This is a genomic window from Shewanella khirikhana, assembly GCF_003957745.1.
Taxonomy (GTDB): Bacteria; Pseudomonadota; Gammaproteobacteria; order Enterobacterales; family Shewanellaceae; genus Shewanella; species Shewanella khirikhana.
The window spans coordinates 779404-803464 of sequence record NZ_CP020373.1; the positions used below are offsets into that span (position 1 = coordinate 779404).

Genomic DNA, 24061 nt, shown 5'->3' on the forward strand with positions numbered 1-24061 from the left:
CGTCATGCAGCAAACAGATACAAACTGGCGGAACCGGGGCGGCAGTACTGCGAGATGGCAGCTAACCCAAAATACGCCCGGTTGGGGATACCTCAGTCAATGGGGAAGCAGATTACCTGAGGATGGCAAAAGATACAATCAGGCGGGACTGGGTTTGGTTGCTTAATACTAATTGTTTCTAATTGTTTGATTTGTTGTAAATGAAAATTTTATGTGTTGCTATTGGGGTTTGCGCTGGCGACTTGCTGGCGCTGGAACAACTTTCTATGGAGAGGAATTATGTTTGTATCAAGACGGAATGGGATAATCATCGGCCTTTTATTGACGTCAACGCAGCTTTTGGGATGTGCGAATTCCAGTGATGCCAAGTTGACCGATGAAGAAATTCAGCTGGCCGAACAAAGAAAAGAAGCTATGGACAAAGCTGGCTACAGATGTGATGTAGTGAAAGTGACAGGGTCCAACTTGCCGCAAAAGCGTTGTACGACCCGAAAGCAGCGGGAAAAAGAGCAAGAGAGCGCGCAAACTTATGTTGATGATGTGATCCGCAATACCGTACCCGAAGAAGTAAAATAGCGGATTAGTATCTCGAGTCGGTTGAACTTGTGACCGCTGTCAAAATTAGCCTCCTTTGTCGGTTCTATACTGCGTGTGTACCCGGATAAAATGTGACACAAGGAGGCCGTTATGGCTGAGTATCAGACCGCGAGGATCCGCAACCTTGCCCTGCTTGGGCATACCGGAGCGGGCAAATCCTCGCTACTCGAGGCGCTTCTCTATGGCGCCAAGGCGATAAGTCAACGTGGCAGGGTGGATAAGGGCACAAATCATGCTGATTTCACTGCCCAGGAAAAAGCCCACCAACACAGTCTCGAACCATCCTTCCTCAATCTCGATTTCGACGCTCACCACATTAATCTGATAGACACCCCTGGACTGCCCGATTTCTTTGGCCGCGCACTGTTGCCGCTGCCGGCGGTAGAGTCTGTGCTGCTGGTGGTCAATGCTGCCACCGGTATTGAGCCGGTAACCGCCCGCGCCTTCGAGGCCGCCCGCGCTCAGGGCAAGGTCGTGTGTGTGTGCGTCAACCATATCGACGGCCACCTCGACCGTTTGCCCGCTATTATCGAAGAGCTGCAAACCACCTTTGGTCCGCGTTGTCTGCCGGTCAATCTGCCATCGGCCGATGGCAATGATGTGGTCGATTGCTACCTGCACTGTGAAGAAAACCGTCCGACGCTGTTCTCCTCTGCCTCGTCTGCCCGTGATGAGCTGGTGGACACTGTACTCGAAGAAGACGAAGAGCTGATGACCCTGTATCTGGAGCAGGGCGAAATGCTCAGTGCTGAGCAGCTGCACGAACCGCTGGAAACCGCGCTGCGGATGGGGCATCTGGTGCCTGTGTGTTTCACCAGCGCCGAGCAGGAAGTGGGTATAGCCTCCCTGCTTGAGCTGATGGTGAAGTTGCTGCCAAGCCCGCTGGAAGCCAATCCGCCACAGTTTGTGCGCGGTTTTGGCGAGGGCGCCACGCCGGTTGATGTTACGCAAAAGGCTGATGATCACGTTCTGGCGCAGGTATTTCGCGTCGGGATAGACCCTTATTTTGGCCGGGTTGCAGTCTTCCGTCTGTATCAGGGCACCATGCAAAGTGGCATGAAGCTCTTTATCGGCGGTGATCGCAAGCAGGTAAAAGTGGCACACCTCCTGAAGTTACAGGGCGCCGAAACAGCCGAAGTGGGCACCGCCGTGCCGGGTGATATTTGCGCTCTGTGTAAAATTGACGAGCTGGAAGTAGGCTCGGTGCTGCACGACAGCCACGATGAAGACGAATTTCACTTGCCGGAGCTTAAGCTGCCACAGCCCATTTTCGGTTTGGCGGTGTCGCCCAAGCGCCGTGGTGATGAGCAAAAAATTGCTGAAGTGCTCGCTAAGTTAATTGCTGAAGACCCAAGCCTGGCGGTATCCCAAAACGAGGCCGAGGGCCAGACGGTATTGAGTGGCCTGGGTGATTTGCACCTGCAAATTGCGCTCGAAAAAGCCCAGAGTGTGTTTAAGGTCGACATGGATACCTGTAAGCCAGCGGTCGCTTACCGCGAAACCGTGTGCAAGGCGGCCACCGCCCGTTATCGCCATAAGAAACAGTCCGGTGGTGCCGGCCAGTTTGGCGAAGTGGAGCTGACCGTCGAACCGCTGCCAAGGGGCAAGGGCTTTGAGTTTGTCTCCAAAGTGGTGGGCGGCTCTGTACCGACTCAGTTTATTCCTGCGGTTGAAAAGGGCGTGCGTGAGGCGCTGAAGGTCGGTCGCCTCGGCGGCTATCCTGTAGAAGATGTGCGGGTCACCCTGCTTGATGGTAAGCACCATAGCGTGGACTCCAAGGAAATTGCCTTTGTGATGGCCGGTAAAAAGGCGTTCTTTGATGCCTTCTTGCAGGCAAGTCCGGTGATTTTGGAGCCCATGGTAGCCATGGATATTCTGGTCAGTGCCGAGGACGTGGGTGACATCACAGGCGATCTCAGCTCCAGCCGTGCCATGGTTTGCGGTACCGAAGCCAGACGCGATGGCAAGGTGCGGGTGATGGCCGAAGCGCCGCTGGCGACAGTGGACAACTACGCTACCCGGCTTAAATCAATGACCTCGGGCGAGGGCGAATTTACCCTGAGTTTTGCCCGCTACGACATAGTGCCGCCGGCAGTGCAACAAAGCTTGCTGCGCACTATCGAAGATAAAGAGGATTAACAGCAGTATTCGGTTCCTTCCCAAAACCTTTGCGGCGCCTATGGTTAACCCATGCGCCGCTTTTTTATGGCTGAGCGTTTCGCGCTTGGGGATCCGGGCAAAGCTTGCCACAATAAGGGCAATTGTTATCTTCTTATGGCCTTTGGATGTCTGCTGACTCAGATGCTCTGCAAATCAACCTGTTACTGACCCTGATAGCCCTGCCACCACTCGATGGGTCACCCGGGGAGCTTGACGCCTGCCTTGCTCCTTATCTGCATTGGCTCAGCGCCGATGAGCATGAGCGCAGCCAAAGGGCCAGATTGCCAGGGCTGGCTGCGCGGCAATTGCTGGTGCGGCTTTGCTTAAGGGCTGAGCTTGCAAGGCGAACAGGCCAGCATCCCGCGTCGCTGACATTCGACTACGGCCCCCAGGGCAAACCTTCATTAACCCAGGCGGGCATCCAGTTTAATTTAAGTCACAGTGGTGATTATCTGCTGATTGCCTCGACGCTTAATGAAACTGAGCTGCTGCTTGGTGCCGACATAGAACGTAACCGCGCCAACACGGATATCGACGCCATTTATCGCCATTATTTTTCGGCCCCTGAGCAGCAGTATCTCGAGCGTCTTGCCGCCGACGCCAAACGGGACGGCTTTTTTGATTTGTGGGCGCTGAAAGAGTCCTACATCAAAGCCACCGGCAAGGGGCTCGCAGAAGGCCTGAAAACCTTTGGTTTCGACTTGGCGACTGCAAAGTGCTGTCCGGACGGCGCTTTCATCCGTTTTCAAGATGGGCTTGAAGTTCAGCGCTTCACTGGTTCTGAAACGCAAGTGAGCACCGATTCGAACATGGCGGCGAGTGCCGAAACCCAAATGGCCCCCTATGCGAAATGGCACTGGCAGTCGGCGGTGGGCCAAATCGATTCAGAGTTCAGACTGGCTTACACCCTGGCGACCCCAACGCCGCGGCGGTGCAGGTTAACCCTTGCCCAACCTCAATGGCAGAGCCTGCTGCAGGATGTAGCGAATAGCGATGCATCCCATGCAGGTGTCAATACCATGCTGAATGAGCGGTGAGGCTGCACCTGTGACGAGCCAGGAAAACGTATCTCAGTTTGATTTGCTGGTGGTGGGCTCCGGCCCCGGCGGTGCGTCCGTTGCCCGTGGGGCTGCCGAGCGCGGCCTTAAGGTATGTCTGCTGGAGTGGGGCAGCGAGGCGCCCCTTAACGGCAGTTTTTCGCAAATGGCGGCCATGGCGGCTGTGCCCGGTAAGGGCGCGTTTTTCCACGCTGACGGGTCGCTGTTGCTGCGGGCTATCACCCTGGGTGGGAGCTCTGCCATCAATTTCGCCACCATCATGGACCCGCCCGACTGGTTTAACGACTATGGCATTGATCTTAAGCCCCATGTGGCCAGGGTACGTTCGCTTTTGCCTGCGCATTTGTTGCCGGATGAGCTGATTGGCCCGCTGGCAAAACGTATTGCCCAGGGGGCCGCTTCTCTCGGGCAGTCATGGCAGAAGCTGGAAAAGCTTATCCGACCAGCACTTTGCCGTACCGATTGCCACCGCTGCGGCTATGGCTGCCCATACGGCGCCAAGTGGAGCGCGAGGGATTTTGCCCATGAGGCGGCGCAGCTTGGTGCCGTTTTGCATGCCAATGCCAAAGTCACCCGGATATTGCAGCAGAATGGACAAGTCACAGGTGTTGAATGTCGCCAGGCGGGCCGCAGTGTGCGCTTGAAGGCTCCGAAGGTGGTATTGGCCGCGGGCGGCATAGGCTCAGTCCAGCTGTTGCAGCAGGCAGGCTTTAGCGAGGCAGGCCGCGGCTACTTTGTTGACCCTGTAATTGCGGTGATGGGAAGCTTGCCTGCATCAATTGCCGGGGACATAGGCGCCAGCGGCCGTGAAGTGCCCATGACCCAGGGGATGTACCTGCATCAAGCCGGGGTATCCCTTGCCGATCTGGCGCTGCCAAAGCCGCTGTTTCAGGCCTTTTGTGCTCAAATGGGAAGGCTCGATAAGCTTTCAAGTCATGGCAACACCTTAAGCATCATGGTGAAAATTCGTGATGACTTAGGTGGCCGTATTGGCAAACATTGGCTGAATAAGCCGCTGACGGAGCAAGATAAAACCAAATTCAGCCAGGGCGTGGCGCTGGCAACGGACATTTTGAAAGCGGCAGGCGCAGACAATGTATTTAAAAGCCATCATTTTGCGGCGCATCCGGGTGGCGGCGCTGCCATTGGCAAACTGGTCGACAGCGAGCTTGAGACTGAACTGCAAGGGCTTTATGTCTGCGATGCCTCGGTTATCCCGCGCTCCTGGGGGGTGCCGCCAAGCTTGACCCTGATGAGTCTTGGCGAGCGCCTGGCATCCAGACTCGCGGCTGTGGGTTAGCCGTCTGCCACGGAAATAAAAAACGCAGCCTTGGCTGCGTTTTTTGATGGGGTTTAATCTTACTGGCGTGCCAGACGATTGTTTTCCGGCAACTGCTCGAAGTCACTGCGAAACGGATTGATATCCAAACCACCACGGCGGGTATAGCGGGCAAACACGGTCAGTTTGCTGCAACCACAGTAGCGCTTCAGATCGGTGAAGATCCGCTCGACACATTGCTCATGAAATTCATTGTGCTGGCGGAAGGAAATCAAATAGCGCAGCAGTTTTTCACGGTCAATTTTCGGCCCCTGATAACGGATCATCACGCTGCCCCAGTCGGGCTGGGAGGTAATGAGGCAGTTGGACTTCAGCAGGTTGGAGTTTAAGGTCTCCGCCACCAACTGCTTGTCGTCTGTGCTGTCGTTCAGATAATCAGGGTTGAATTCATAGTCTTCGACTTCGATGTCCAAATCGTCAATGCAGGTACCGGGCAGCTCAACGATGCGCTCAAGGCCAAACTGCTTGGGCTCAATCACCTTCACCTTGGCCAGGCCCTTGGCACAGGCTGCCAGGTCTTTTTCCAGGGTTTCGGCCACAGCTTCAATGGACTCGAAACGGGTCTGATTGAAACTGTTGAGATACAGCTTGAATGACTTGGACTCAATCAGGTTTTCACTGTTGACGTCCAATTGCAGTTCAAGCAGCGCCACCATGGGCTTGCCTTTGGCGTTGAGCCAGGACAATTCATAGCCGGTCCACAGATCGGTGCCGTGGAAAGGCAGTTCGCCGCTGAGGGCGATGGCATCCCGATTGAGTTTACGGGGAACCCCTTGCAGCAGCGAAGGAGCGTACTCGGCCTGATATTCGGTAGCCTGACCCAGAGTCAGCCCCGCAAGCTCGGCGGCCCCGCTATAGGGATCGTGATTTCGTGTCATCAAACATCTTTCCGTGTCAAAATAGGCGCACATTATACCCTAATTTGGACGGTTCTTAAGTGTCTTGTCTGGCAGCTCTGACAAAATTTCATAAATCCTACGCCCAGGCGTTTTTGGACGGGCTGGGGGAGCAACCCCGTTGTTATGCCCATGGTCGACCATCGCCCTGTTTGGTTGACGGGCAGGATCTGGACAGCGATGAGCCCGTGATGTGGCAATGGGCGTCGCGGGAAGCGGCTGCTAACTTCGACAATTTAAGCCATGCGATGGAGTTTGAGCTTCATGGCGATATCAATGATTTCTACGGCCACGGCTTTGCAGGCCCGTTGCAGTTTGATTCTCCGTGGGGGGAAGGCGAGCTGATCCAGCCCTGGAGTGAAGATGACTTTGTGCTTTTGCAGCAAAATCTGCTGGGGCATCTGATGATGAAAAAGCAGCTTAAGCAGGGGCAAACCTGGTTTGTTGGCCTGATTGGCGATGATGAAGAAATGCTGACCGTAAATAACGACGATGGCAGCGTTTGGCGAGAAGTGGCGGGCAATGTGCCCCATGAGCGTCTGGCAGATAACCTGGCGGAGTTTATCGCTAAGTTAAGCCCCCGGGTTGCACCGCCAAGCGTGTTTGTCGAGCCGCAGCCAATGATTGCCGATCATCCAGGTATTTTCGCCAGCATGAAACGCATGTGGCGCAATCTTGTTGGCCGCTGAAGCCGTGATGAAATAAGGCGCCTTTGGGCGCCTTATTTATTGAGCGTGACTGCGTTGACGCAGGCCCGTTACTGATAATCCCAGGAAAGATTGGACACAATACGGCAGGGCTCGCAGCGAAAGTGGAACATGTCGAGCAGTGGCTCATCGAGGCGCCACTCGTGGCTGCCACAGCGGGGGCAGGGACGTTCCCGCTCGCTGGCCAAACTGGTTCCGCCTACCCGATACAGATAGTAATAGGTGGGGATTTTGGTGAGGTACTCAAGCCGGCCACGCAAGTCCCAGCCACGGCGAAACAGGTCGCTTTCTGTGGTGCTGATTTCCTCGAGTGCGGCAAATTCAGCCTTGGTGCCTGAGGCCATTTGCAGTTCATCACAGGCCTGCCATTCGGTTTGCCAACGAATGAGCTGCTTATGATCGCCATTAAAGCTGGCGGGCAGTTGGTACAGGGGAATGGGTAGCAGATTATCACCGCTTCGCACCGGCGAGCACATGTGCACATAGCTGGTGTACAGCAGTTGCCAGCTGGACTCGCCTTCGAAGCTCTCGTTGGCATTGATGTCCTGCCCCTGCAGTTTTTCGCGTGGAGGCAACAGCTTGGCATCGGTCAGCGCTTTTAATGCGGCCTTGGCCCAGGGGCTGTTGTGGCGGTTGGCGAGGCTGTCCGGCGCAGGCAGCATCAGCCTGGCACGAAACTCACCCTCGTGAAAACTCACCGCAAATTCGCGGCCCAGCACCTGACCATTGGCGCGCCAGGCTTCCAGCAAATGGTTAATCGCACCTTGGGCGGCGCTGAGGGTGGTGTCGGCAAAACACTCAAATCGCACTTCGGTGACGAACATCAGTTACCGCTCCCTTCGAGACGCTCAAGCCTGGCTGCCAGGGTCTGACACAGGGCTTCAAGCTCGGTAACACGCAGCGTAAGGGCGGTGAGTTCATCGGGCGTTTCGGTTGTTTTTGCCAGCATCTGTACGGCCTGCAGTCTGGCCTTTTCGTCCTGAGACAGGTTTTTGAACTGCTGCAGCCCTTTTACGATAACAGGCAGTGGCAATGGCGTCGGCAAATTGGCCTTTATCAGGGCGATGCTGGGCTCCTGGCCCTTTTCTTCCAGCATGCGCGCGGCCGCAAGTACCTGTTCGATTTGACTCATAATTGGTGAAATTCCTCAACCACACTCAGAGGGTGATTTGATAAGTCATTAATATTCAGTTAGTTATGTTTTGGCCTGCTTTTTGCTGTAATCCGGCCTCAATGGCGGTGATTTTATCACAGCCCTTACTATAAGGAGAAAGGAATGAAAGCGGTTTATTTAAGTGCAGTATTGGCCACGACTCTGGCGCTGGGTGGATGTGTGGTGAATGTGAAGGATGGCAACGATGCTTATCAGGATTGGCAGCAAGTTGAGCAGCAAAACCGCGAGCACTTGTCACGTTTGTCGCTGGGGATGGCCAAGGCTGATGCACTGACGCTGATGGGCCGTGCCGACTTCCACGAGGCATGGAGTGACAATGGCAAGGAGGTGCAGGTGTTTTACTTCCGTACCAATCGCATTCATGGTGACGGCACCACTACCAAGGAAGAGTGCACGCCGGTGGTTTTCCACAACGACCGTCTGGTCGGATGGGGCGCTACCGCCCTGGCCAAAGGATAATTACTTCCTGAGCTGGGTATCCAGGAGGTCGACAAGCTCTGACCAATTGCTGTCGGCTTCCAACGCTTCTTTTAAAAAAGTAGCCTGCGCCGGACTCCAGAAGCTGGCTTGCCAGATGGTGTCGGCGGCTGCCAGCTGATGTGATGCAATAAACTCGTTGATGGCCTGCTCGGTGTTATCCAGCCCGAGCTGTTCGAATAAATGGCCTAAATCCACCGGTGTGGTGTCCATGCGTTATCCCCCTGAATTTCCTTTCGTTAGCTGACCAACAGCGACTGATCCACTCTATTCAGTGTTTGTGCTGCCTGCTGTATTAATCATTGATTGGCGGGGGACAAAAGGCAACTCTGATTAATAATTGCACTTTTTGTGTGGATTGCTACATTGGGTAAGGTTTGATCTGGATCAAGGAATAACAATAATGGAAAACCAGACTCAGGACAGCTACAAAGCCGTTTATCTTACCGCAGAAGACCTGCGGGTAGCGGCGTCCATTCTCTACAACGCCTACCACGATGACCCCTTTTTTATGCAGGCGCTCGGACACGAAGACAAGGTGTCTTACGAGCAGAAATTGCGTGCCGCAATCCGTGAAGAACTGAACGAGCTGTGGCAACAGGAACAGACTTTGGTGGGATGGTTCGATGAAGAACGTCTTATCGGTGTGGCCTGTGTGGTTAAACAGCAAGTGGGCCTTGGCGAAGCCAAAAACTGGCACTGGCGGCTGAAAATGCTGCTGGGAACCGGCTGGCAGTCCACCCAGATGATGCTGAAAAAAGAAGCCAGTATTGTGGAGCATTTGCCGGGCAAAGCCTGCGGCATTTTACAGTTTATCGCACTGGCTCCCAGCGAGCAGGGCAAAGGCCATGGCGCACAACTGCTGCGAGCGGTGCAGTCCTGGTGTGACGATCAACCTGAGCTTGATGGAATTGGTGTGTTTGTCAGCCAGGATGCGCATCAGCATCTCTTCGTCAGTCAGGGATTCGAAAGCCTGGGCCCTCTCAGCCTTGGAAAGGTTGACGGAGAGCTGCTGTTTTACCGCAGGCAACACTATGCCTGAGCGATTTAAATCGTTTCGGGAGTTTTATCCCTATTATTTGAGCGAACACGCAGATCCCCGTTGCCGGGCGTTGCATTATCTGGGGTCTTCGCTGGTGCTGGCGACGCTCGGGTATTTGCTCATCAGCGGTAACTGGGGACTGTGGTGGATGCTGCCCCTGATTGGCTACGGTTTTGCCTGGGTTGGCCACTTTGTTTTTGAGAAGAATCGCCCAGCTACCTTCCGATATCCCTGGTACAGTTTTTTGGGCGATTGGCTGATGTGGTGGCAGTTTATCACCGCCAAAAGGCGGTAAGATTTTACCGGTTACCGTTTGTCCTACAGTGCGTGTGAGATATATCTCACACGCACTGTAGGACAACATGAAAAGATAACGGGTGTTCGCTCTGCATCAAAGTGTAAAAGTGTAATTAAATCAAATTCATTCCTGAATTTCCTTCCTCAATCGACCTCGTGCTTACAAACAGAAATATTCTGTAATACCTCTAAAGTAGTCCTCCTTTGGTAAACTGTATTTGCAGTCGAGGGAAAGACGGCAAAGATGACAAGGATGGTCAGTTTTTCGGGAGCCAGTGACGGCTCCGCTTCCCGGCAGGACGTTCGGGAGATCAAGGCTGATAGGACAAGGCAAGATGCCTTAGTCAGGATGACATCAGGGACGGCACAGGACAGGTTCAGGATGAACATCTACCGATAACGGACGTATCGGTACAGGGAGTCAGTAACGCAGGGATCAGCTTGCAGGATGCGATTCAGGAAAGGGCTCATGGATGCAGCCGGTTCGGCACAATGGAGTGGCCGGTCAAAGGATTGAGTACGCAAGTACAGGGACAAGATGCTGGAAGCCAGGAGATGCTGGACGCATACAGACGCAAGGATGGTGCAGGGAGCACAAATTAGCGGGATGGCTAACAAGGTAAAAATGGGGCGCGCCTTAAGAGACGCGCCCTTTTTCTTTTCTGTGATGTTCAAACTTCCTACGCTGTAACGGCCGTTGATTGGCATAGTGTGATGTCGGCTCTATCTGCCTTGTCTTAACCTCCTGGGCTCATCAGTACAAAGACACCCGCGCTTTGCTGCCTAGGGTTTCCAAATTGCTAAAGCACAGAAGTACAGAAGCTCCAAAACTCCACAGCGCCAAAGCGCCAAAGCAAAAAGCCCGGGGTCTGCCCATGTCTGAATTTCTCTCCTGGGTTGTTTACATCGCGCATGAGAGTGTATCGGTGATATCGACAAAGCTGTACGAGTACAGCCGGTCACAGGCACATAAGCACTGGACTAAAGCGGGCAAATCCTTGGGTAAACAGGGGGAGTGCAGACTGAGGAGTCAAGCTGTTGCAAACTTGATACTTCGTACGGTTAACGCCTAAGAACTTTGAAGGCTGCAAGTTGCCAAAGGAGCGGGCTTTCGCTGGGATTAACGGCGAATTTGCCGACGAGATTCGAGAGCCTGTCAGCTTTGCTACAACCCGTGTGAGACATTTCTCACATCTTGCGTAAGACATAGGGATTAACCTTTGCTCTACATCTCGTCCGAGTAGGTTATATCCATTTATATACAACAACTTATGGTTGAATGTGTCGTGGATTACATTGGCAGATGTAAATTCAGTGTGATTTTTGAGCAACAAGGTTTCGGCACTTACCGTAGAATTCAAATTGTCGAAGGACAGACAACGGCAAAGGATGCTGAGTCAGGATGACGACAGGACTCCTCCACGGAAAGGGGGAACTGGTACAGGAAGTATCAGCCAGGGAAGATTATCACAGGATGTGCCGACAGGATGTGCCGACAGGATGTCGGAGCAGCGGCAAAGGAAGCCAGAACTCTCCAGGAAGGAAAGTTTACGTGCCCCGGATGGCGCAAGACATGGATTGTTGAGTATGGATACTCATCAGGGATGAATGAAGGACACGCTCACGGATGGAGCAGGCTCGGTCAAGGGATAACCGGGTGAGAAGGAAAGTACGCAAGTACAGGGACAAGCAAGGGAAAGACAAGGACGACGCAGGACGCGACTCATACGCATGGATGGTGCAGGGAGCACAACAATAGCTGGATGGCTTAACAGAGAAACAGATGGGTGCGGTTCGAAAGAGCCGCACCCTTTCTTATTTCTGCGCCTTATCTGTTATGCGTCGCTGCCAGTGCATGGATGTTGTGGTACCAAAGCCGCTTGGTCTGCAGTGAATTTCTGCCGGCAATTTGTCGGTACTTATCTGTTATACGTCGCTGCCAGTGCATGGATGTTGTGGTGCTAAAGCTGCTTGGTCTGCAGTGAATTTCTGCCCGTGAGTTGTCGGCACTTATCTGCTTATAAGTTTGCTACTACTCCGTGCCTGGGAGCAGCTCCTAAGCCTCACTATGTGTAGTAGATAAGGACTGTAGATACAAAAAAGCGGGCCTGAGCCCGCTTGATGTTGTTATCGGCAGCTGCCGGAATTGCAACTGCTCTTCGAGCCACAGCCGCCGCCAAGTGATCCCCTCGCCGTAGGAGCCTCATGCCACTCGGGCTCAGGAAAAATAGGCCATTCAATCTTTTGGATCTTTTTACCCAGCATCTGAATATGACCAGGGTATTGATTGATTCCGTCGGTTGAAAACTCAAACAGGTATGTTGCCTTCCAGCCAATACCTGTGCTGGCACCCAGCGTGGGCCTGGCACTCAGTTGTGCCACCGCCAGCAGCTGCACCTTTTGGCGTTTGCACTCCTTTTCTGCAAACAATCTGGCCAGCTCAGCCATTTGCCGTAGCTGCCAGAAAAAAGCCGCCACCAGGGCAACACCAAGAAGTAAAAGCAAATCTGTCATCATGATTTGGTCGCCTTGAACAGTCCACCGATAGCCCGGGACAGGGCATCGCTGCGATTGGGGTCCCGAATGGCCGTCAGCATCGCAGTGCGCAGCGCCGGGATAGCCACAATATCAGCAAAGACTTGATTGAAAAAGTCTTGTTGTGTCAGAGCCAGGGCTTCAAGGAAGGTTTTGCGACAGTTGTCATCCCGCAGCGCCAGCCAGTTGCGACCGGCAATGCACACCAGCACTTCTTCAGTGAGCAGTTTTTTGGCTGCCAGCAGTGTCACGGCTTGAATCGATGCATCAGCTTGGCTGCCAAGGGCGCGCAGGAAAAAAATCTGCCGTGCATCTCTATGCTCTGCCAACCCCTCCAGCAGTGCCTCAGTCACCGCCTCCGGGATCAGCACATGTTCCAGACACTGACACAGGGCGATTTGCACTTCGGCAGGAGCCCCCTTCAGTGAGCGGACTACCATCGTCTCGTGATCGAGTTCAGACAGCCTGACACTGATATCAGCAAGCCCCTGAAAGCCTACATTTGGCCAGTGCTCAGCGGGCAGTTGGCCGCTTAAATATTGTGCCGCAAACTCATACTGCGCCGAGGCCGGGCGGCCCAGATGCCGACGCACTAAGGCGTTAAATACCGCCAGCTTTTCCTGGGTGGGCTTGAAGCTGAAAGGATGGTTGGCCATCTTCTGCTGCTCTTCCTCACTCAGGGTACGGGTCAAATCCTGACCAAGCGCTTCCAAAATCATTCGAATAAACTGACTGCGCGGTGCTGGGCTCAACAGGCCGCGCTCGTCCAGAGGCAAGCTGATAAACCAGACAAAATGCTGCTCGCTGGCATCCCAGAATACCAGGGCCATCTTGGCATGACCTTGAATGGGGTAAGGGTAGGGTGCTTGTAAGGCTTCAATTTGGGCAAAAGCCATGGCATCAATATGCTGAACCCGGCGGCCAAGGTCGTAAACCTGGAACTGCGTTTTGGCGGTAGAAAGAAACTGACTGATGCTGGTGATTTCTGCCATGAGACTGCGGCCCTTGCTGTATGTTGCGCCGGTTGACGGAGAGTAAATTCGCAAAGGCGCCATTATAGGGATAAGCAGCTCAAGATGGTACACTTGCCGTTTTCATTGTGGTTTGCCCTTATGCCTTATACGTCTGTTTTGTTGTTGCTGAATGAGCTTGAGCATGCTTTGCACCGGGCGGGGCTGTGGCACTCGGAAGCGCCTGAGCCACAAGCCCTGGCAAGCACAGCACCTTTTTGCTGCGACACCATGAGCTTTGATGCCTGGTTGCAGTTTATTTTTTTGCCCAGATTCACCGCGCTGGTTGAAAGCGGCCAGCCACTGCCAGCCATGGCACTGGCGCCAATGGCTGAACATGTATGGGGCCAGCAGATTGAATTTGCTGAGTTAATTTCTGTAATTACCCGATTGGATGACGCCGTCAATGCAGCATGATGTTCCACCCGGTAGCGCCGAGCTTGCCTTTGCTGATATCGCCCCCGAGATTGAAATCCTATACGAAGATGAGGCGCTGGTGGCTATCCACAAGCCTGCGGGCTTACTGGTGCATCGCACCTATCTTGCCCGTAAGGAGCATTGGTTTGCGATGCAGCTGACCCGGGATAAAGTGGGTTGCCATGTGTTTCCGGTGCATCGTCTCGACCGTCCAACCTCTGGCGTGCTGCTGTTTGGCAAGTCCAGCGCTGTGGCAAATCACCTCTGTGGTCAGTTCGCCAGCCACAGTATTCGCAAGCACTATCTGGCGCTGGTGCGTGGCAATATGCATGAAGCCGGACTGCTGGATTACCCGCTTAAAGAGGAACTGGATGAGCTGGCCGATAAAGATGTCGACCCTGACAAACCGGCCCAGGATGCCATCACCGCCTACCGGCCGCTGCTGAACAGTGAAATCCCTTACTCATCGGGGCGTTACCCGAGTAGCCGTTTTGCCTTGATGCACCTTGAGCCCCAAACCGGGCGCAAGCATCAGTTAAGACGCCATATGGCGCATCTGCGTCATCCCATTGTGGGCGACACCACCCACGGTGATGGCAAACAAAACCGCTTCTTCAGGGAGCATTTTGGAGTAAACCGGCTGTGGTTGATTGCCAAGCGGCTGGAAATTACTCATCCACTGACAGGACTGCCGTTGGCAATAGAAACGGAACTCGAGCCCGAGTGGCTCAGCATTTTTGAGGGGCTTGGCTGGGATGAGGCAAGTCTGTCACCGGACTCACCTTTGATTATTGCGTAACTGCCGGATTCTTTCGTAACCGCCTGATTCTTTCGTAACTGCCTGACTATGCGGACTATGCGATTTTGGCTGGGATCAGCCCTGATTTTTTATCCGGGCTTTCAGTTCGGCCAGGCTGACAAAACCGGCTACCTGAGTATGGGGCATATCGGGCCACAGCCGCTGGCTTTGAAAATATTGGCCTCGCCTGTGTTTACAGGCCCTGTGTTGCTTTTTGCGGCAGCTTGGTTGCATGGCGTTATTTCCCGTAGCACGGCTCCCCGTCCCTGGTGTTCGCCGCTCTCAGCATCCTTTTCTGCCCCAATGACTTGCCGCGGCAGGTCTGCACGGGGAGTGAAAGCAGAACTCGGTCTCAAGGTACCACGAAAGCTGCTAAAGTGACCAGTAATAGTCCGGTAAAAAGTGCGGTTTATTTGTGACATTAGTTGCCCCCGGCAGGGGCAACTTTGCGACAACGGTTGGTGAGCTGCCGTCAGTTCACTGGGGCGAAAAGTCTTGCATGGCTTATGCCTGATCCCCTATGTTGAGCGCCATATGATTGAAAAATGTAAAATAAGCGCGGAGGGAGTCTTCGGATGAAGCATGTGGATCTGGTTTTTGGTACTGTTTACGGCAGCGCCCAGTTTGTGGCCGAAACGCTCGCAGATGAATTAACAGCGCTCGGCTACCAGCCGCGGCTGTGGCAGGCCCACGAGTTATCTGCATTCACCCCTGAAGCCGGTTTGTTGATTGTTGTGTCGTCCACCACCGGCAGCGGCGATTTGCCCGATGATATCCAGCCCTGGTATTTCCGCCTCAAGTCGCAGGCGCCTTACCTTCCTTCGCTCAATTACAGCGTGATAGGTCTGGGTGATTCCAGCTATACCGATTTTTGCGGTGCCGGTGAAAAGCTCAACGAACTCTTTGCCGAACTCGGCGCCAGGGCTGTATTGCCGCTGCTGCGTATCGATGCAATGGAAACCATGGAACCGGAGACAGAGGCCAAAACATGGCTGTCGCAGTGGCATCAGCAGGTTCAGAGCGGCCAGGCCGCTTAAGCCGACTTAATCGGCACTGGTTTCGCTTCGCCCAGCGTCTGTCGCAGACGCTGCTTATTCCTATTGCCATTTTGCCTGCCGCCGGGGTCATGATTGGTCTTGCCACCAATCCGCTGCCCTTTATTCCCGATGCGTTGAATGTGCTGATGCTGAGCGTCGGCAAGCTGATTTTCGATATCATGCCGATGCTGTTTGCCATTGCGGTCGCCATAGGTTTTTGCCGCGACCAGGGCATTGCTGCGTTTTCCGCCGCCTTCGGTTACGGCGTGCTGCTGTCGACTTTGGCAGCCGCTGCCAAGGTGTACCACCTGCCCACTCAGGTGGTGTGGGGCATGCCGACCATAGATACCGGTATTGCCGGTGGTATGGCGGTGGGGGCGGTCACCTGCATTGCGGTGCGCCTCAGTGAGCGGCTTAAATTGCCAGCCGTGTTCTCATTTTTTGAAGGACGACGCAGTGCGCCCCTTATCATGATCCCACTGGTGATGATGTTGGCCATGATGCTTGCCTTTATCTGGCCGCCGCTGGAGCACCTTATCGAACGCATTTCCAGTTGGGCTGTGTATCAGGAGCCCGCCATCGCCTTTGGGTTTTACGGCATGATTGAGCGGCTGCTGCTCCCCCTTGGGTTGCACCATATCTGGAACGCGCCCTTTTATCTGGAGGTTGGGCAGTATCAGGTAGGGGATGAGTTGGTTCGCGGCGAAATGGCAAGGTATCTTGCTGGCGACCCTTCCGCGGGCAACCTTGCCGGCGGTTACCTTATCAAGATGTGGGGCCTGCCTGCGGCTGCTTTGGCTATCTGGCGCTGCGCCGACAAAGAGCAGCGCAACCGGGTGGCCGGGGTGATGCTGTCGGCCGCCGCCGCAAGCTGGCTTACCGGCGTTACCGAGCCGGTGGAATTTGCCTTTTTGTTTGTGGCGCCGCTGCTGTATTTGCTGCATGCGCTGCTGACCGGCCTTGCCTACAGCGCATCGATTTTGCTGGATGTGCACCACAGCGTGGTGTTCTCCCACGGGCTGGTGGACTTTGTGCTCCTGTTGCCCCAGTCGAGTAATATCCACTGGTTCTGGTTTTTGGGGCCACTGACCTTTGTGGTCTATTACGTACTGTTTCGAGGCTGCATTCTGGCGTTTAACTTAAAGACCCCGGGCCGTTTTGAAGCCAATACCGGCCAGCAGCGCAATCTGCTGGCGATGATTTCGGCTCTGGGGGGCAGCGCCAATGTCACTGACCTCTCCGCCTGTTTGACGCGGCTGCGAATTAGCGTGCTTGACCCTTCGCAGGTGGATAAGGCCCGGCTGATGTCCCTCGGCGCCAAAGGAGTCATTGTTGTCGGCAGTGGCGTTCAGGTGGTGTTCGGTACCAAGGCCGAGACCTTACGCAAGCTGCTGCAGCGTTATCTGGATAGTCGAAACTAGGGCTTGTTGGTGTTTCGGCAATATCCAGGCGGTTTTTTTCCCGATTTGTTTATTCCCTCCCGATGATTTAACCATCAATCAAATTTATTAAGTGAATTCTGCTGTTTGGCGCCTGCCTGTGGCATGCTCATGGGCTATGTGTCTTTGATTGGGGGAACGCAGAGTGTCGCAAGCGCTGCAACGTAGAGTACTTATCACCGATTGTGCCGATGCCAAGGGGCTGATAGCCAAGATAACCGGGGTTTGTTTTGACCATGGTTTGAATATCATCAAAAATGACGAATTCGTCGATAACACCGAGGGGCGCTTCTTTATGCGCACCGAACTTGAGGGCGATTTTGAAGAGCCTAAGTTGTTGTCGGCCCTTTATGATGTGCTGCCACAGCAAAACCATACCGTGCTTAAGCCCGGTGGCCGCAAGCGGGTAGTGGTCATGGTGACCAAAGAGGCGCACTGCCTGGGCGACCTGCTGATGAAGGCTTACTATGGCGCGCTGGATGTGGACATTGCCGCCGTGGTGGGTAACTACGATAACCTGCGCCAGTTAACTGAAAAATTTGATATTCCCTATCATTTTGTCAGCCATGAAGGGCTTGACCGCCATCAGCATGAGGCCGCGCTGTTTGAGGTGATTGCACCCTATGCGCCGGATTATCTGGTACTGGCCAAATTTATGCGGGTACTGACCCCGGAATTTGTGGCCCAGTATCCAAACCGCATCATCAATATTCATCACTCATTCTTGCCAGCCTTCATCGGTGCCAATCCCTATCGGCAGGCCTGGGAGCGCGGCGTGAAAATCATCGGTGCCACGGCGCATTTTGTGAATAACTGCCTCGATGAAGGACCCATCATCAAGCAGGATGTTATTCACGTAGATCATAATTACAGTGCGCTGGAAATGGCGCGTGCGGGCCGTGACGTTGAAAAAACCGTGCTGAGCCGGGCGTTGGGCTTGGTGCTTGCCGACAAAGTAGTGGTGTACGGCAATAAGACGGTAGTGTTCTGATTTGCTGAGCACAAATCCATAAATCCATAAATCCAAAAGGCGCCTTCGTGATCCATGGCGCCTTTTTGTTACTCAGAGTGCAACTGTGCGGTCTATATTGTATCAACGCTCATTCAGTGAAGCTCACGTATATGCGCTCGTCGGCGCCGGTCATAGCCAAATCTTTAATGGTTACCTGCCCGGGTAGATAGTGGGCAATGCGCTTTGCTGTGCGGTCGGCACCGTGGGACAGCGCAAATTCGTGGAAACTCTCGCCATTACACACCAATCGGGGAAAAACCCGCTGTTCATTGATGCGGTAGTCTTTCATGGTGTCGTAAAAGCGAACCATATTATTGCTCATACCCGCTTTGCATACGGCAATCAGGGCGTTTTCCACACTGGGGCTCATGGCCGCCGACGCACCAAAACAAGCGGTTGCCAGTGCCAGGGCGGTCAGGACATGCTGCGTTTTCATAAGTACTCTCCTCGTTGTACAGACGCCCCTGAATTACAGCCCTCTCCTTGCACAAAATCGATACCAAAAGTATGTCATTCTGTATCTGTGTGTGACTATCCACCGCTGATTGACACTGGGATGCATCGAAGGGGGACACTTTTGTATCCATTGCTGCAAGCGCTTGAAATCGGCGTGATGTAATGCACCGCCATTACGTTGCGGTGGATAAGTTTTCAATAAAAAAAGCAGGCCTAAGCCTGCTTTTTTTAGATTGTGCGCGTGTTAGTCAACCATGCGCAGCAGTTCGTTGATCCCCACCTTGCCGCGGGTCTTCTCGTCGACTTTCTTCACTATGATGGCGGCGTACAGGTTGTACTTGCCACAGCTTGAGGGCAGGGTGCCTGATACCACCACGGAGCCTGCCGGTACACGGCCATAGTGGATTTCGCCGGTTTCACGGTCGTAAATGCGGGTGCTCTGGCCGATGTAAACGCCCATGGAGATCACCGAGCCTTCTTCCACTACCACGCCTTCTACGATTTCAGAGCGGGCACCGATAAAGCAGTTGTCTTCGATGATGGTTGGGCCGGCCTGCAGTGGCTCGAGTACGCCGCCAATGCCTACGCCGCCGGACAGGTGCACGTTTTTACCAATCTGAGCACAGGAGCCAACGGTGGCCCAGGTATCAACCATGGTGCCTTCGTCAACGTAGGCGCCAAGGTTTACGTAAGATGGCATCAGTACGGTGTTTTTACCGATGAAAGAGCCCTTGCGCACGGCGGCAGGTGGCACCACACGTACGGCCTCGGCACGAAAACGTGCTTCGTCGTAGTCGGCAAACTTCATGGGTACCTTGTCGAAGTACTTGGTTTCAGCGCCTTCAATAACGCCGTTGTCGAAGATGCGGAATGACAGCAGCACGGCTTTCTTCAGCCACTGGTTAACATGCCACTGACCGTCGATTTTCTCGGCCACACGGACTTCGCCCTTGTCGAGCATATTGATCACAGTCTCTACATCGGCGCGGATGCTGGGATCGACACTGCTAGGGGTGATGGTTGCGCGAGCTTCAAAAGCCGCCTCGATACGCTGGCGTAAAGCCTCCATTTGGGATCTCCCGTGTGTAGTAAAGGGTTAAAAAATCGCACTCTGGGACAGGGCGCCAACCAGCGCTTCCCGGAGTTTTTGCTGTTCAGTCTCGCTGAGGGCCTGACCTTCTCGGGTTTGCAGCACGAAAAAGTCTTCCGCTCGTTCACCGATGGTGGTGATTTTGGCAGCCAGCAGGGTGATTTCACAGCGGTAAAAAATGTCGCCGACCCGGGCCAGCAGGCCCGGCATGTCCAGCGCGATGAGTTCCATCATACTTGTACCATGACGGCTACCGGGCAGAAAACTGACCTGTGTCGGTACATTAAAAGGTTTCATCTTTCTGGACAGCTTGCGAAACTTCGGCGGCTTGGGATTTTCGCTCGAAAGCGCCTTTTCAAGCCCCTTGCGGATACTCTGGATCCGGGACAGCTGAGTCAAAGGCTCGCCATCCTGCTCAAGGATAACAAAGCTGTCGAGGGCATAGTTGTCCCTGGACGTCATTACGGTGGCGTCGTGAACGTTGATGTTCTTGTTATCCAGCACTGCCATCACGGTGGCAAACAGCTTGGGCCTGTCTTTGCAGTAAACAAACAGCTCGGTGCCGCCGCGGGTGGTGTGTTTTGAAATCAGCACCAAAGGCTCGTCCTGGCGATGTTTTAAAATGCCTTCGGCGTGCCAGGTGATTTGGCTTGGCTGATGACGCAGGAAGTAGTCGGCTTTGAATCTGGCCCACAGCGCATCGAGATCTTTCTCTTTCACGCCGCGGCGCAGCAGCTCTTTTTTGGCCTTGGCCTGATATTCCCGCACCCGGGCGCGGATATCCACTGGCTTTTCGGTGCCGCGGGCCAGCACCCGCTGGGTCGAGAAGTACAGATCCCGAAGCAGCGAGCCTTTCCAGTTGTTCCAGGTTTTTTCGTTGGTGGCGCAGATATCGGCCACCGTGAGGCAATAAAGGTAACTCAGATGCACTGCATCGCGCACCTTACCGGCAAAGTCTGCTACTACGTCCGGATCGGAAATATCCCGCCGCTGGGCAGTTACCGACATCACCAGATGGTTTTCAACCAGCCAGCTCACCAAACGACCGTCGTGGTCGTTAAGGCCATGGGCCTTACAGAATGCCAGTGCGTCCACTGCGCCAAGCTTACTGTGATCGCCGCCACGGCCCTTGGCGATATCATGGAAAATGGCCGCAAGCACCAGCAGACCTTTTTTCGGCAGCTGGTTTATCAGCACAGAGCCAAGCGGAAACTCATCTTTCTGCTCAGGTTGTGAGAAGCGTTCGATATTGAGCAGCAACCTGTGGGTGTGCTCATCCACCGTGTAGGCGTGGAACAGGTCAAACTGCATCTGACCTTCGATGGCGCGCCAGGCAGGCAGATAGGCCGAGAGGATGCCGTGTTTATGCATCAGTGAAAACGCCGAAATCCCGCGCGGGTGGCGCAGGATCTCCATAAACACCTGACGGCACTCGCCGTACTCCATCAAAGGCTGAGTCAGCGCCTTGCGGGCCTGGCGCATCGAGCGCAGGGTAGGGGCGTAGATGCCGCGGATATTGGAGTTACGGGCAATCAGCAAAAACAGCCCCATGATGTCTTCGGGCTTGCCAAATGGCTCCTCGGCCAATGCTTCGATAAAGCCACCACGACGCTGGAAGTTATCATTGATAGGCACGATTTCCAGCGCTTTGATGTGGCCGAGGGTGGCACGCTTAAAGAGCTGCAGCAGCATCTCGTTAAGTTCCATCACCCGCCGTACTGTGCGGTAGTAGAGCTTCATCATCTGCTCTACCGCAAGCTGGGTGTCATCCTCATACCCCATCAGCTGGGCCACCTGACGTTGCAGGTCAAACAGCATGCGGTTTTCATCGCGGCCTGAGGCGATGTGCAGCGCAAAGCGCAGTTGCCAGAGGTATTGCTGACACTCAAGCAGCTCTTCAAGCTCTATGGGTTCAAGAAAACCGTGGCCGACCAGTTCTTCGAGCCGTGAGGCATTGAAGTGGCGCATGGCCACCCAGGCAACGGTCTGAATGTCGCGCAGGCCACCGGGGCAACTTTTTACATTGGGTTCCAAATCAAACGCACTGGCCTTGGTGTGACGTGCTTGCTGCTCGTCGCGTTTGGCGACAAAAAAGTCGCTCGAGGGCCAGAAGTCTTCGGTGCGGATGGCATCGTAAAGCTCGTCAAACAACGGCTCGTGGCCGGCCAGAAAACGGGCTTCCAACAGGTTGGTGGCAATGGTGATATCGCCGCGCCCCTGAGACAGGGTCTCCTTGACGCTGCGTACGCTGTGGCCGATTTCAAGGCCTGCGTCCCACAGGAAAGCAATAAAGTAGCCGAGCACGAACTCGGCTTCTTTGGGCAGTTTTTCGTCGACCAAAAACAAAAGGTCGATATCTGAATGAGGGTGCAGCTCGCCACGGCCATAACCACCCACGGCAATCAGCGCCACCGGATAGTTGCCCAGGCCATGGTGCTCCCAGGCGCTGATAAGCAGCTCATCCACCCCCAGACAACGACGGCGTACCAGTTCGACCACGTTTTCGCGGGCCGAAAAGGCCAGCGCCAGTTGCTGATTCAGCGCCTGCAAAGACGCCTTGGCCTGCTGAGCCGTCGTCATGGCGTGCCTTATTTGTGATTGATTACGCGGGGAAAATCTTCTTCGCTGCGCAGGGTCAGAACTTCCACCCCGGTCTCGGTCACCAGCAGGGTATGTTCCCACTGGGCAGAGTTTTTGCCGTCGATGGTAGTCACAGTCCAACCGTCATCTTTATCCAGTACGGTTTGGTGACGACCGGCGTTGATCATCGGTTCGATGGTGAAGCACATGCCGGGGCGCAGCACAGTGTTGTCGCTGTTTTTGTAGTGAACAACCTGCGGCTCTTCGTGGAAGGTGGCGCCAATGCCGTGGCCACAGTAGTCACGGACGATGCTGTACTTTTCAAGGCCGCTCTTGGCGCCCTTGATGACTTTTTCGATGGTGGTGCCGATTTCACCGAGTTTGAGGCCAGGGCGTACTTTGCGGATAGCGGCGTACAGGCTTTCCTGGGCGATGCGGCACAGGCGTTTGTCTTTGGGAGACACTTCACTGATGAAAAACATCTTGGAGGTATCACCGTGGTAGCCATCTTTGATGACTGTGATGTCGATATTGAGGATGTCACCGTCTTTGAGGACATAGTCAGACGGAATGCCGTGGCAGATCACCTCGTTTACCGATGTGCAGATGGACTTGGGGAAACCGTGGTAGTTCAGCGGCGCGGAGATGGCGCCTTGCTCTTCGGTGTATTTGGCACAAATGTCGTTCAGCTCATTGGTGCTGACGCCTGCCTTGACGAAGGGGGCGATCATTTCCAGCACCTCGGCGGCCAGTTTGCCGGCGGCGCGCATTTTTTCTACTTCAGCGGGCGTCTTGATGACTATACTCATGCAGTTGTTATCTCACCTAGTATCACAGGGAATTCGGGGCGCTTGGTTGCCAAATTTGGCCTGCAAAAATTTGTGCTTTGGCCGGAATTATGGTATAAAGCGCGCCGTTATGTTTGACTCTCAAAATCACTGCGGCGGGAAATCCTGGGCAGTGGTGAGTGAAATATGGCGGCCATTATACATGGCTAATCTGTAAATACTAAATCGCACACGTGTCGACACATGCCTCGGGGTGCTTCTGGTCAACAGGTCAGGGGTCGAGGTCATGGGATACGTGGAGGTAGAACCCCTTTTTTACTTTTAAGGTATTCAAAATGACTACAGTTTCAATGCGCGACATGCTCCAGGCCGGTGTTCACTTCGGTCACCAGACCCGTTACTGGAACCCTAAGATGAAGCCATTCATCTTCGGTGCCCGCAACGGTGTACACATCATCAACCTCGAGCACACTGTACCAATGTTCAACGAAGCTCTGGCTTTCATCAGCAACGTAGCTTCCAAGAAAGGTAAAATCCTGTTTGTTGGTACCAAGCGCGCTGCTAGCGAAGCTATCAAAGAAGCCGCTGTTTCTTGTGACCAGTACTACGTTGACCACCGCTGGCTCGGCGGCATGCTGACCAACTGGAAAACCGTTCGTCAGTCAATCAAGCGTCTGAAAGAGCTGGAAACCCAGTCTGTTGACGGTACTTTCGACAAGCTGACCAAGAAAGAAGCTCTGATGCGCACTCGCGAGCTGGAAAAGCTTGAGAAGTCTCTGGGCGGTATCAAGAACATGGGCGGTCTGCCTGATGCTCTGTTCGTGATCGGTGCCGACCACGAGCACATCGCTATCAAAGAAGCCAACAACCTGGGCATCCCAGTGGTTGCCGTTGTTGATACCAACGCTTCTCCTGATGGCGTGAACTACATCGTTCCTGGTAACGACGACGCTATGCGTGCTATCCGCCTGTACACCGAAGCTGCTGCTACTGCTGCCAAGTCTGGCCGTGGTCAGGATCTGGCTGTACAAGCTGAGCAAGACGGTTTCGTAGAAGCCGAATAATAAGGCGTGATGAGTTTCATCTCCCTTATTAACCAAGATCTATGATTGGTTAACAGGGGCCCGTGGGCCCCTGTTTCATACCTGCTG

General features: G+C 54.2%; 25 protein-coding genes. 14 read left to right on the forward strand and 11 right to left on the reverse strand.

What is annotated here, in order from left to right:
• The first annotated feature begins 279 nt into the window (after positions 1–279).
• From STH12_RS03330 to STH12_RS03345, 4 genes are all read left to right on the forward strand, one after another.
• Complete coding sequence (locus STH12_RS03330; protein ID WP_126166245.1) at positions 280–576, forward strand: hypothetical protein; 297 nt, start codon at positions 280–282, stop codon at positions 574–576.
• A 111-nt stretch (positions 577–687) separates the two neighbouring features.
• A complete protein-coding gene (fusA, locus tag STH12_RS03335; RefSeq protein ID WP_126166246.1) occupies positions 688–2736 on the forward strand; it encodes an elongation factor G in 2049 nt (682 codons plus the stop codon).
• Positions 2737–2882: 146 nt separating this feature from the next.
• Entirely contained in the window at positions 2883–3794 is a 912-nt protein-coding gene (locus STH12_RS03340; protein ID WP_126166247.1) for a 4'-phosphopantetheinyl transferase family protein, read from the forward strand.
• Positions 3795–3804: 10 nt separating this feature from the next.
• Entirely contained in the window at positions 3805–5115 is a 1311-nt protein-coding gene (locus STH12_RS03345; RefSeq protein WP_237158729.1) for an FAD-dependent oxidoreductase, read from the forward strand.
• Between the two features lie 59 nt (positions 5116–5174).
• Here STH12_RS03345 and queF read toward each other — a convergent pair whose 3' ends face one another.
• A complete protein-coding gene (queF, locus tag STH12_RS03350) occupies positions 5175–6032 on the reverse strand; it encodes an NADPH-dependent 7-cyano-7-deazaguanine reductase QueF (protein ID WP_126166249.1) in 858 nt (285 codons plus the stop codon).
• Positions 6033–6091: 59 nt separating this feature from the next.
• On the opposite strand from queF, the gene syd reads away from it, so the two are divergent.
• Positions 6092–6739, forward strand: a complete 648-nt coding sequence (gene syd, locus STH12_RS03355) for a SecY-interacting protein (RefSeq protein ID WP_126166250.1) — start codon at positions 6092–6094, stop codon at positions 6737–6739.
• Between the two features lie 68 nt (positions 6740–6807).
• Here syd and STH12_RS03360 read toward each other — a convergent pair whose 3' ends face one another.
• Both STH12_RS03360 and STH12_RS03365 read right to left on the reverse strand, forming a co-directional pair.
• Positions 6808–7581 (reverse strand): Zn-ribbon-containing protein, encoded by a 774-nt coding sequence (locus STH12_RS03360; RefSeq protein WP_126166251.1) that lies wholly within the window; start codon positions 7579–7581, stop codon positions 6808–6810.
• Entirely contained in the window at positions 7581–7889 is a 309-nt protein-coding gene (locus STH12_RS03365; protein ID WP_126166252.1) for a hypothetical protein, read from the reverse strand. The genes STH12_RS03360 and STH12_RS03365 overlap by 1 nt, the downstream gene beginning before the upstream one ends.
• A gap of 144 nt (positions 7890–8033) precedes the next feature.
• Here STH12_RS03365 and STH12_RS03370 point away from each other — a divergent pair, with 144 nt between their 5' ends.
• A complete protein-coding gene (locus STH12_RS03370) occupies positions 8034–8390 on the forward strand; it encodes a DUF3192 domain-containing protein (RefSeq protein WP_126166253.1) in 357 nt (118 codons plus the stop codon).
• Here the strand turns inward: STH12_RS03370 and STH12_RS03375 are convergent, their stop codons facing one another.
• Positions 8391–8621 carry a DUF2789 domain-containing protein gene (locus STH12_RS03375; RefSeq protein ID WP_126166254.1) on the reverse strand — a complete coding sequence of 77 codons (231 nt, stop codon included), beginning with the start codon at positions 8619–8621 and terminating at the stop codon, positions 8391–8393.
• A gap of 190 nt (positions 8622–8811) precedes the next feature.
• Here STH12_RS03375 and STH12_RS03380 point away from each other — a divergent pair, with 190 nt between their 5' ends.
• Together STH12_RS03380 and STH12_RS03385 are read left to right on the forward strand one after the other, a co-directional pair.
• Positions 8812–9450 (forward strand): GNAT family N-acetyltransferase, encoded by a 639-nt coding sequence (locus STH12_RS03380; protein WP_126166255.1) that lies wholly within the window; start codon positions 8812–8814, stop codon positions 9448–9450.
• Complete coding sequence (locus tag STH12_RS03385) at positions 9443–9745, forward strand: Mpo1-like protein (protein ID WP_126166256.1); 303 nt, start codon at positions 9443–9445, stop codon at positions 9743–9745. Before STH12_RS03380 ends, STH12_RS03385 begins: the two co-directional genes overlap by 8 nt.
• A gap of 2129 nt (positions 9746–11874) precedes the next feature.
• Here the strand turns inward: STH12_RS03385 and STH12_RS03390 are convergent.
• Positions 11875–12264, reverse strand: coding sequence for a DUF3301 domain-containing protein (locus STH12_RS03390; protein WP_126166257.1), 390 nt, complete (start codon positions 12262–12264; stop codon positions 11875–11877).
• Entirely contained in the window at positions 12261–13274 is a 1014-nt protein-coding gene (locus STH12_RS03395) for a DUF3549 family protein (protein WP_126166258.1), read from the reverse strand. Before STH12_RS03395 ends, STH12_RS03390 begins: the two co-directional genes overlap by 4 nt.
• Positions 13275–13394: 120 nt before the next feature.
• On the opposite strand from STH12_RS03395, the gene STH12_RS03400 reads away from it, so the two are divergent.
• Positions 13395–13709 (forward strand): YqcC family protein, encoded by a 315-nt coding sequence (locus STH12_RS03400; RefSeq protein WP_126169400.1) that lies wholly within the window; start codon positions 13395–13397, stop codon positions 13707–13709.
• Positions 13699–14508, forward strand: coding sequence for a tRNA pseudouridine(65) synthase TruC (gene truC / locus STH12_RS03405; protein ID WP_237158730.1), 810 nt, complete (start codon positions 13699–13701; stop codon positions 14506–14508). Before STH12_RS03400 ends, truC begins: the two co-directional genes overlap by 11 nt.
• A 75-nt stretch (positions 14509–14583) precedes the next feature.
• Here truC and STH12_RS21400 read toward each other — a convergent pair whose 3' ends face one another.
• Positions 14584–14742: a hypothetical protein gene (locus STH12_RS21400; RefSeq protein ID WP_164551134.1), complete on the reverse strand. Its 159-nt coding sequence runs from the start codon at positions 14740–14742 to the stop codon at positions 14584–14586.
• Positions 14743–15083: 341 nt separating this feature from the next.
• Between STH12_RS21400 and STH12_RS03410 the strand changes: the two genes are divergently transcribed.
• The 3 genes from STH12_RS03410 (at position 15084) to purU (ending at position 17975) form a co-directional block, all read left to right on the forward strand.
• On the forward strand, positions 15084–15545 hold the full coding sequence (locus STH12_RS03410) for a flavodoxin (protein WP_126166260.1): 462 nt from the start codon (positions 15084–15086) through the stop codon (positions 15543–15545).
• Positions 15497–16966, forward strand: coding sequence for a PTS transporter subunit EIIC (locus STH12_RS03415; RefSeq protein WP_126166261.1), 1470 nt, complete (start codon positions 15497–15499; stop codon positions 16964–16966). Before STH12_RS03410 ends, STH12_RS03415 begins: the two co-directional genes overlap by 49 nt.
• A 163-nt stretch (positions 16967–17129) precedes the next feature.
• The gene (gene purU, locus STH12_RS03420) at positions 17130–17975 is read left to right on the forward strand and encodes a formyltetrahydrofolate deformylase (protein ID WP_237158732.1); all 846 of its coding nucleotides are present in this window, start codon (positions 17130–17132) and stop codon (positions 17973–17975) included.
• Positions 17976–18084: 109 nt separating this feature from the next.
• Here the strand turns inward: purU and STH12_RS03425 are convergent, their stop codons facing one another.
• From STH12_RS03425 to map, 4 genes are all read right to left on the reverse strand, one after another.
• Positions 18085–18432, reverse strand: coding sequence for a DUF3718 domain-containing protein (locus STH12_RS03425; RefSeq protein ID WP_126166263.1), 348 nt, complete (start codon positions 18430–18432; stop codon positions 18085–18087).
• Positions 18433–18696: 264 nt separating this feature from the next.
• Entirely contained in the window at positions 18697–19521 is an 825-nt protein-coding gene (gene dapD, locus STH12_RS03430; RefSeq protein WP_126166264.1) for a 2,3,4,5-tetrahydropyridine-2,6-dicarboxylate N-succinyltransferase, read from the reverse strand.
• Positions 19522–19548: 27 nt separating this feature from the next.
• Positions 19549–22122, reverse strand: a complete 2574-nt coding sequence (gene glnD / locus STH12_RS03435; protein ID WP_126166265.1) for a bifunctional uridylyltransferase/uridylyl-removing protein GlnD — start codon at positions 22120–22122, stop codon at positions 19549–19551.
• Between the two features lie 8 nt (positions 22123–22130).
• Positions 22131–22931 (reverse strand): type I methionyl aminopeptidase, encoded by an 801-nt coding sequence (gene map, locus STH12_RS03440; RefSeq protein WP_126166266.1) that lies wholly within the window; start codon positions 22929–22931, stop codon positions 22131–22133.
• 314 nt (positions 22932–23245) lie between these two features.
• Here map and rpsB point away from each other — a divergent pair, with 314 nt between their 5' ends.
• Positions 23246–23974 (forward strand): 30S ribosomal protein S2, encoded by a 729-nt coding sequence (gene rpsB, locus STH12_RS03445; protein WP_126166267.1) that lies wholly within the window; start codon positions 23246–23248, stop codon positions 23972–23974.
• Positions 23975–24061: the final 87 nt, after the last annotated feature.

Excerpts from the sequence above, each read along its gene's own strand:
- STH12_RS03365 (WP_126166252.1), bottom strand. The coding sequence starts at position 7,889 with ATGAGTCAAATCGAACAGGTACTTGCGGCCGCGCGCATGCTGGAAGAA.
- STH12_RS03340 (WP_126166247.1), top strand. The coding sequence starts at position 2,883 with ATGTCTGCTGACTCAGATGCTCTGCAAATCAACCTGTTACTGACCCTG.
- STH12_RS03330 (WP_126166245.1), top strand. The coding sequence starts at position 280 with ATGTTTGTATCAAGACGGAATGGGATAATCATCGGCCTTTTATTGACG.
- STH12_RS03375 (WP_126166254.1), bottom strand. The coding sequence starts at position 8,621 with ATGGACACCACACCGGTGGATTTAGGCCATTTATTCGAACAGCTCGGG.
- truC (WP_237158730.1), top strand. The coding sequence starts at position 13,699 with ATGCAGCATGATGTTCCACCCGGTAGCGCCGAGCTTGCCTTTGCTGAT.
- STH12_RS03380 (WP_126166255.1), top strand. The coding sequence starts at position 8,812 with ATGGAAAACCAGACTCAGGACAGCTACAAAGCCGTTTATCTTACCGCA.
- dapD (WP_126166264.1), bottom strand. The coding sequence starts at position 19,521 with ATGGAGGCTTTACGCCAGCGTATCGAGGCGGCTTTTGAAGCTCGCGCA.
- STH12_RS03390 (WP_126166257.1), bottom strand. The coding sequence starts at position 12,264 with ATGATGACAGATTTGCTTTTACTTCTTGGTGTTGCCCTGGTGGCGGCT.
- glnD (WP_126166265.1), bottom strand. The coding sequence starts at position 22,122 with ATGACGACGGCTCAGCAGGCCAAGGCGTCTTTGCAGGCGCTGAATCAG.
- STH12_RS03425 (WP_126166263.1), bottom strand. The coding sequence starts at position 18,432 with ATGAAAACGCAGCATGTCCTGACCGCCCTGGCACTGGCAACCGCTTGT.
- queF (WP_126166249.1), bottom strand. The coding sequence starts at position 6,032 with ATGACACGAAATCACGATCCCTATAGCGGGGCCGCCGAGCTTGCGGGG.
- STH12_RS03370 (WP_126166253.1), top strand. The coding sequence starts at position 8,034 with ATGAAAGCGGTTTATTTAAGTGCAGTATTGGCCACGACTCTGGCGCTG.
- STH12_RS03400 (WP_126169400.1), top strand. The coding sequence starts at position 13,395 with ATGCCTTATACGTCTGTTTTGTTGTTGCTGAATGAGCTTGAGCATGCT.
- STH12_RS21400 (WP_164551134.1), bottom strand. The coding sequence starts at position 14,742 with ATGCAACCAAGCTGCCGCAAAAAGCAACACAGGGCCTGTAAACACAGG.
- STH12_RS03415 (WP_126166261.1), top strand. The coding sequence starts at position 15,497 with ATGGCTGTCGCAGTGGCATCAGCAGGTTCAGAGCGGCCAGGCCGCTTA.
- STH12_RS03410 (WP_126166260.1), top strand. The coding sequence starts at position 15,084 with ATGAAGCATGTGGATCTGGTTTTTGGTACTGTTTACGGCAGCGCCCAG.
- fusA (WP_126166246.1), top strand. The coding sequence starts at position 688 with ATGGCTGAGTATCAGACCGCGAGGATCCGCAACCTTGCCCTGCTTGGG.
- rpsB (WP_126166267.1), top strand. The coding sequence starts at position 23,246 with ATGACTACAGTTTCAATGCGCGACATGCTCCAGGCCGGTGTTCACTTC.
- STH12_RS03395 (WP_126166258.1), bottom strand. The coding sequence starts at position 13,274 with ATGGCAGAAATCACCAGCATCAGTCAGTTTCTTTCTACCGCCAAAACG.
- STH12_RS03360 (WP_126166251.1), bottom strand. The coding sequence starts at position 7,581 with ATGTTCGTCACCGAAGTGCGATTTGAGTGTTTTGCCGACACCACCCTC.
- map (WP_126166266.1), bottom strand. The coding sequence starts at position 22,931 with ATGAGTATAGTCATCAAGACGCCCGCTGAAGTAGAAAAAATGCGCGCC.
- STH12_RS03385 (WP_126166256.1), top strand. The coding sequence starts at position 9,443 with ATGCCTGAGCGATTTAAATCGTTTCGGGAGTTTTATCCCTATTATTTG.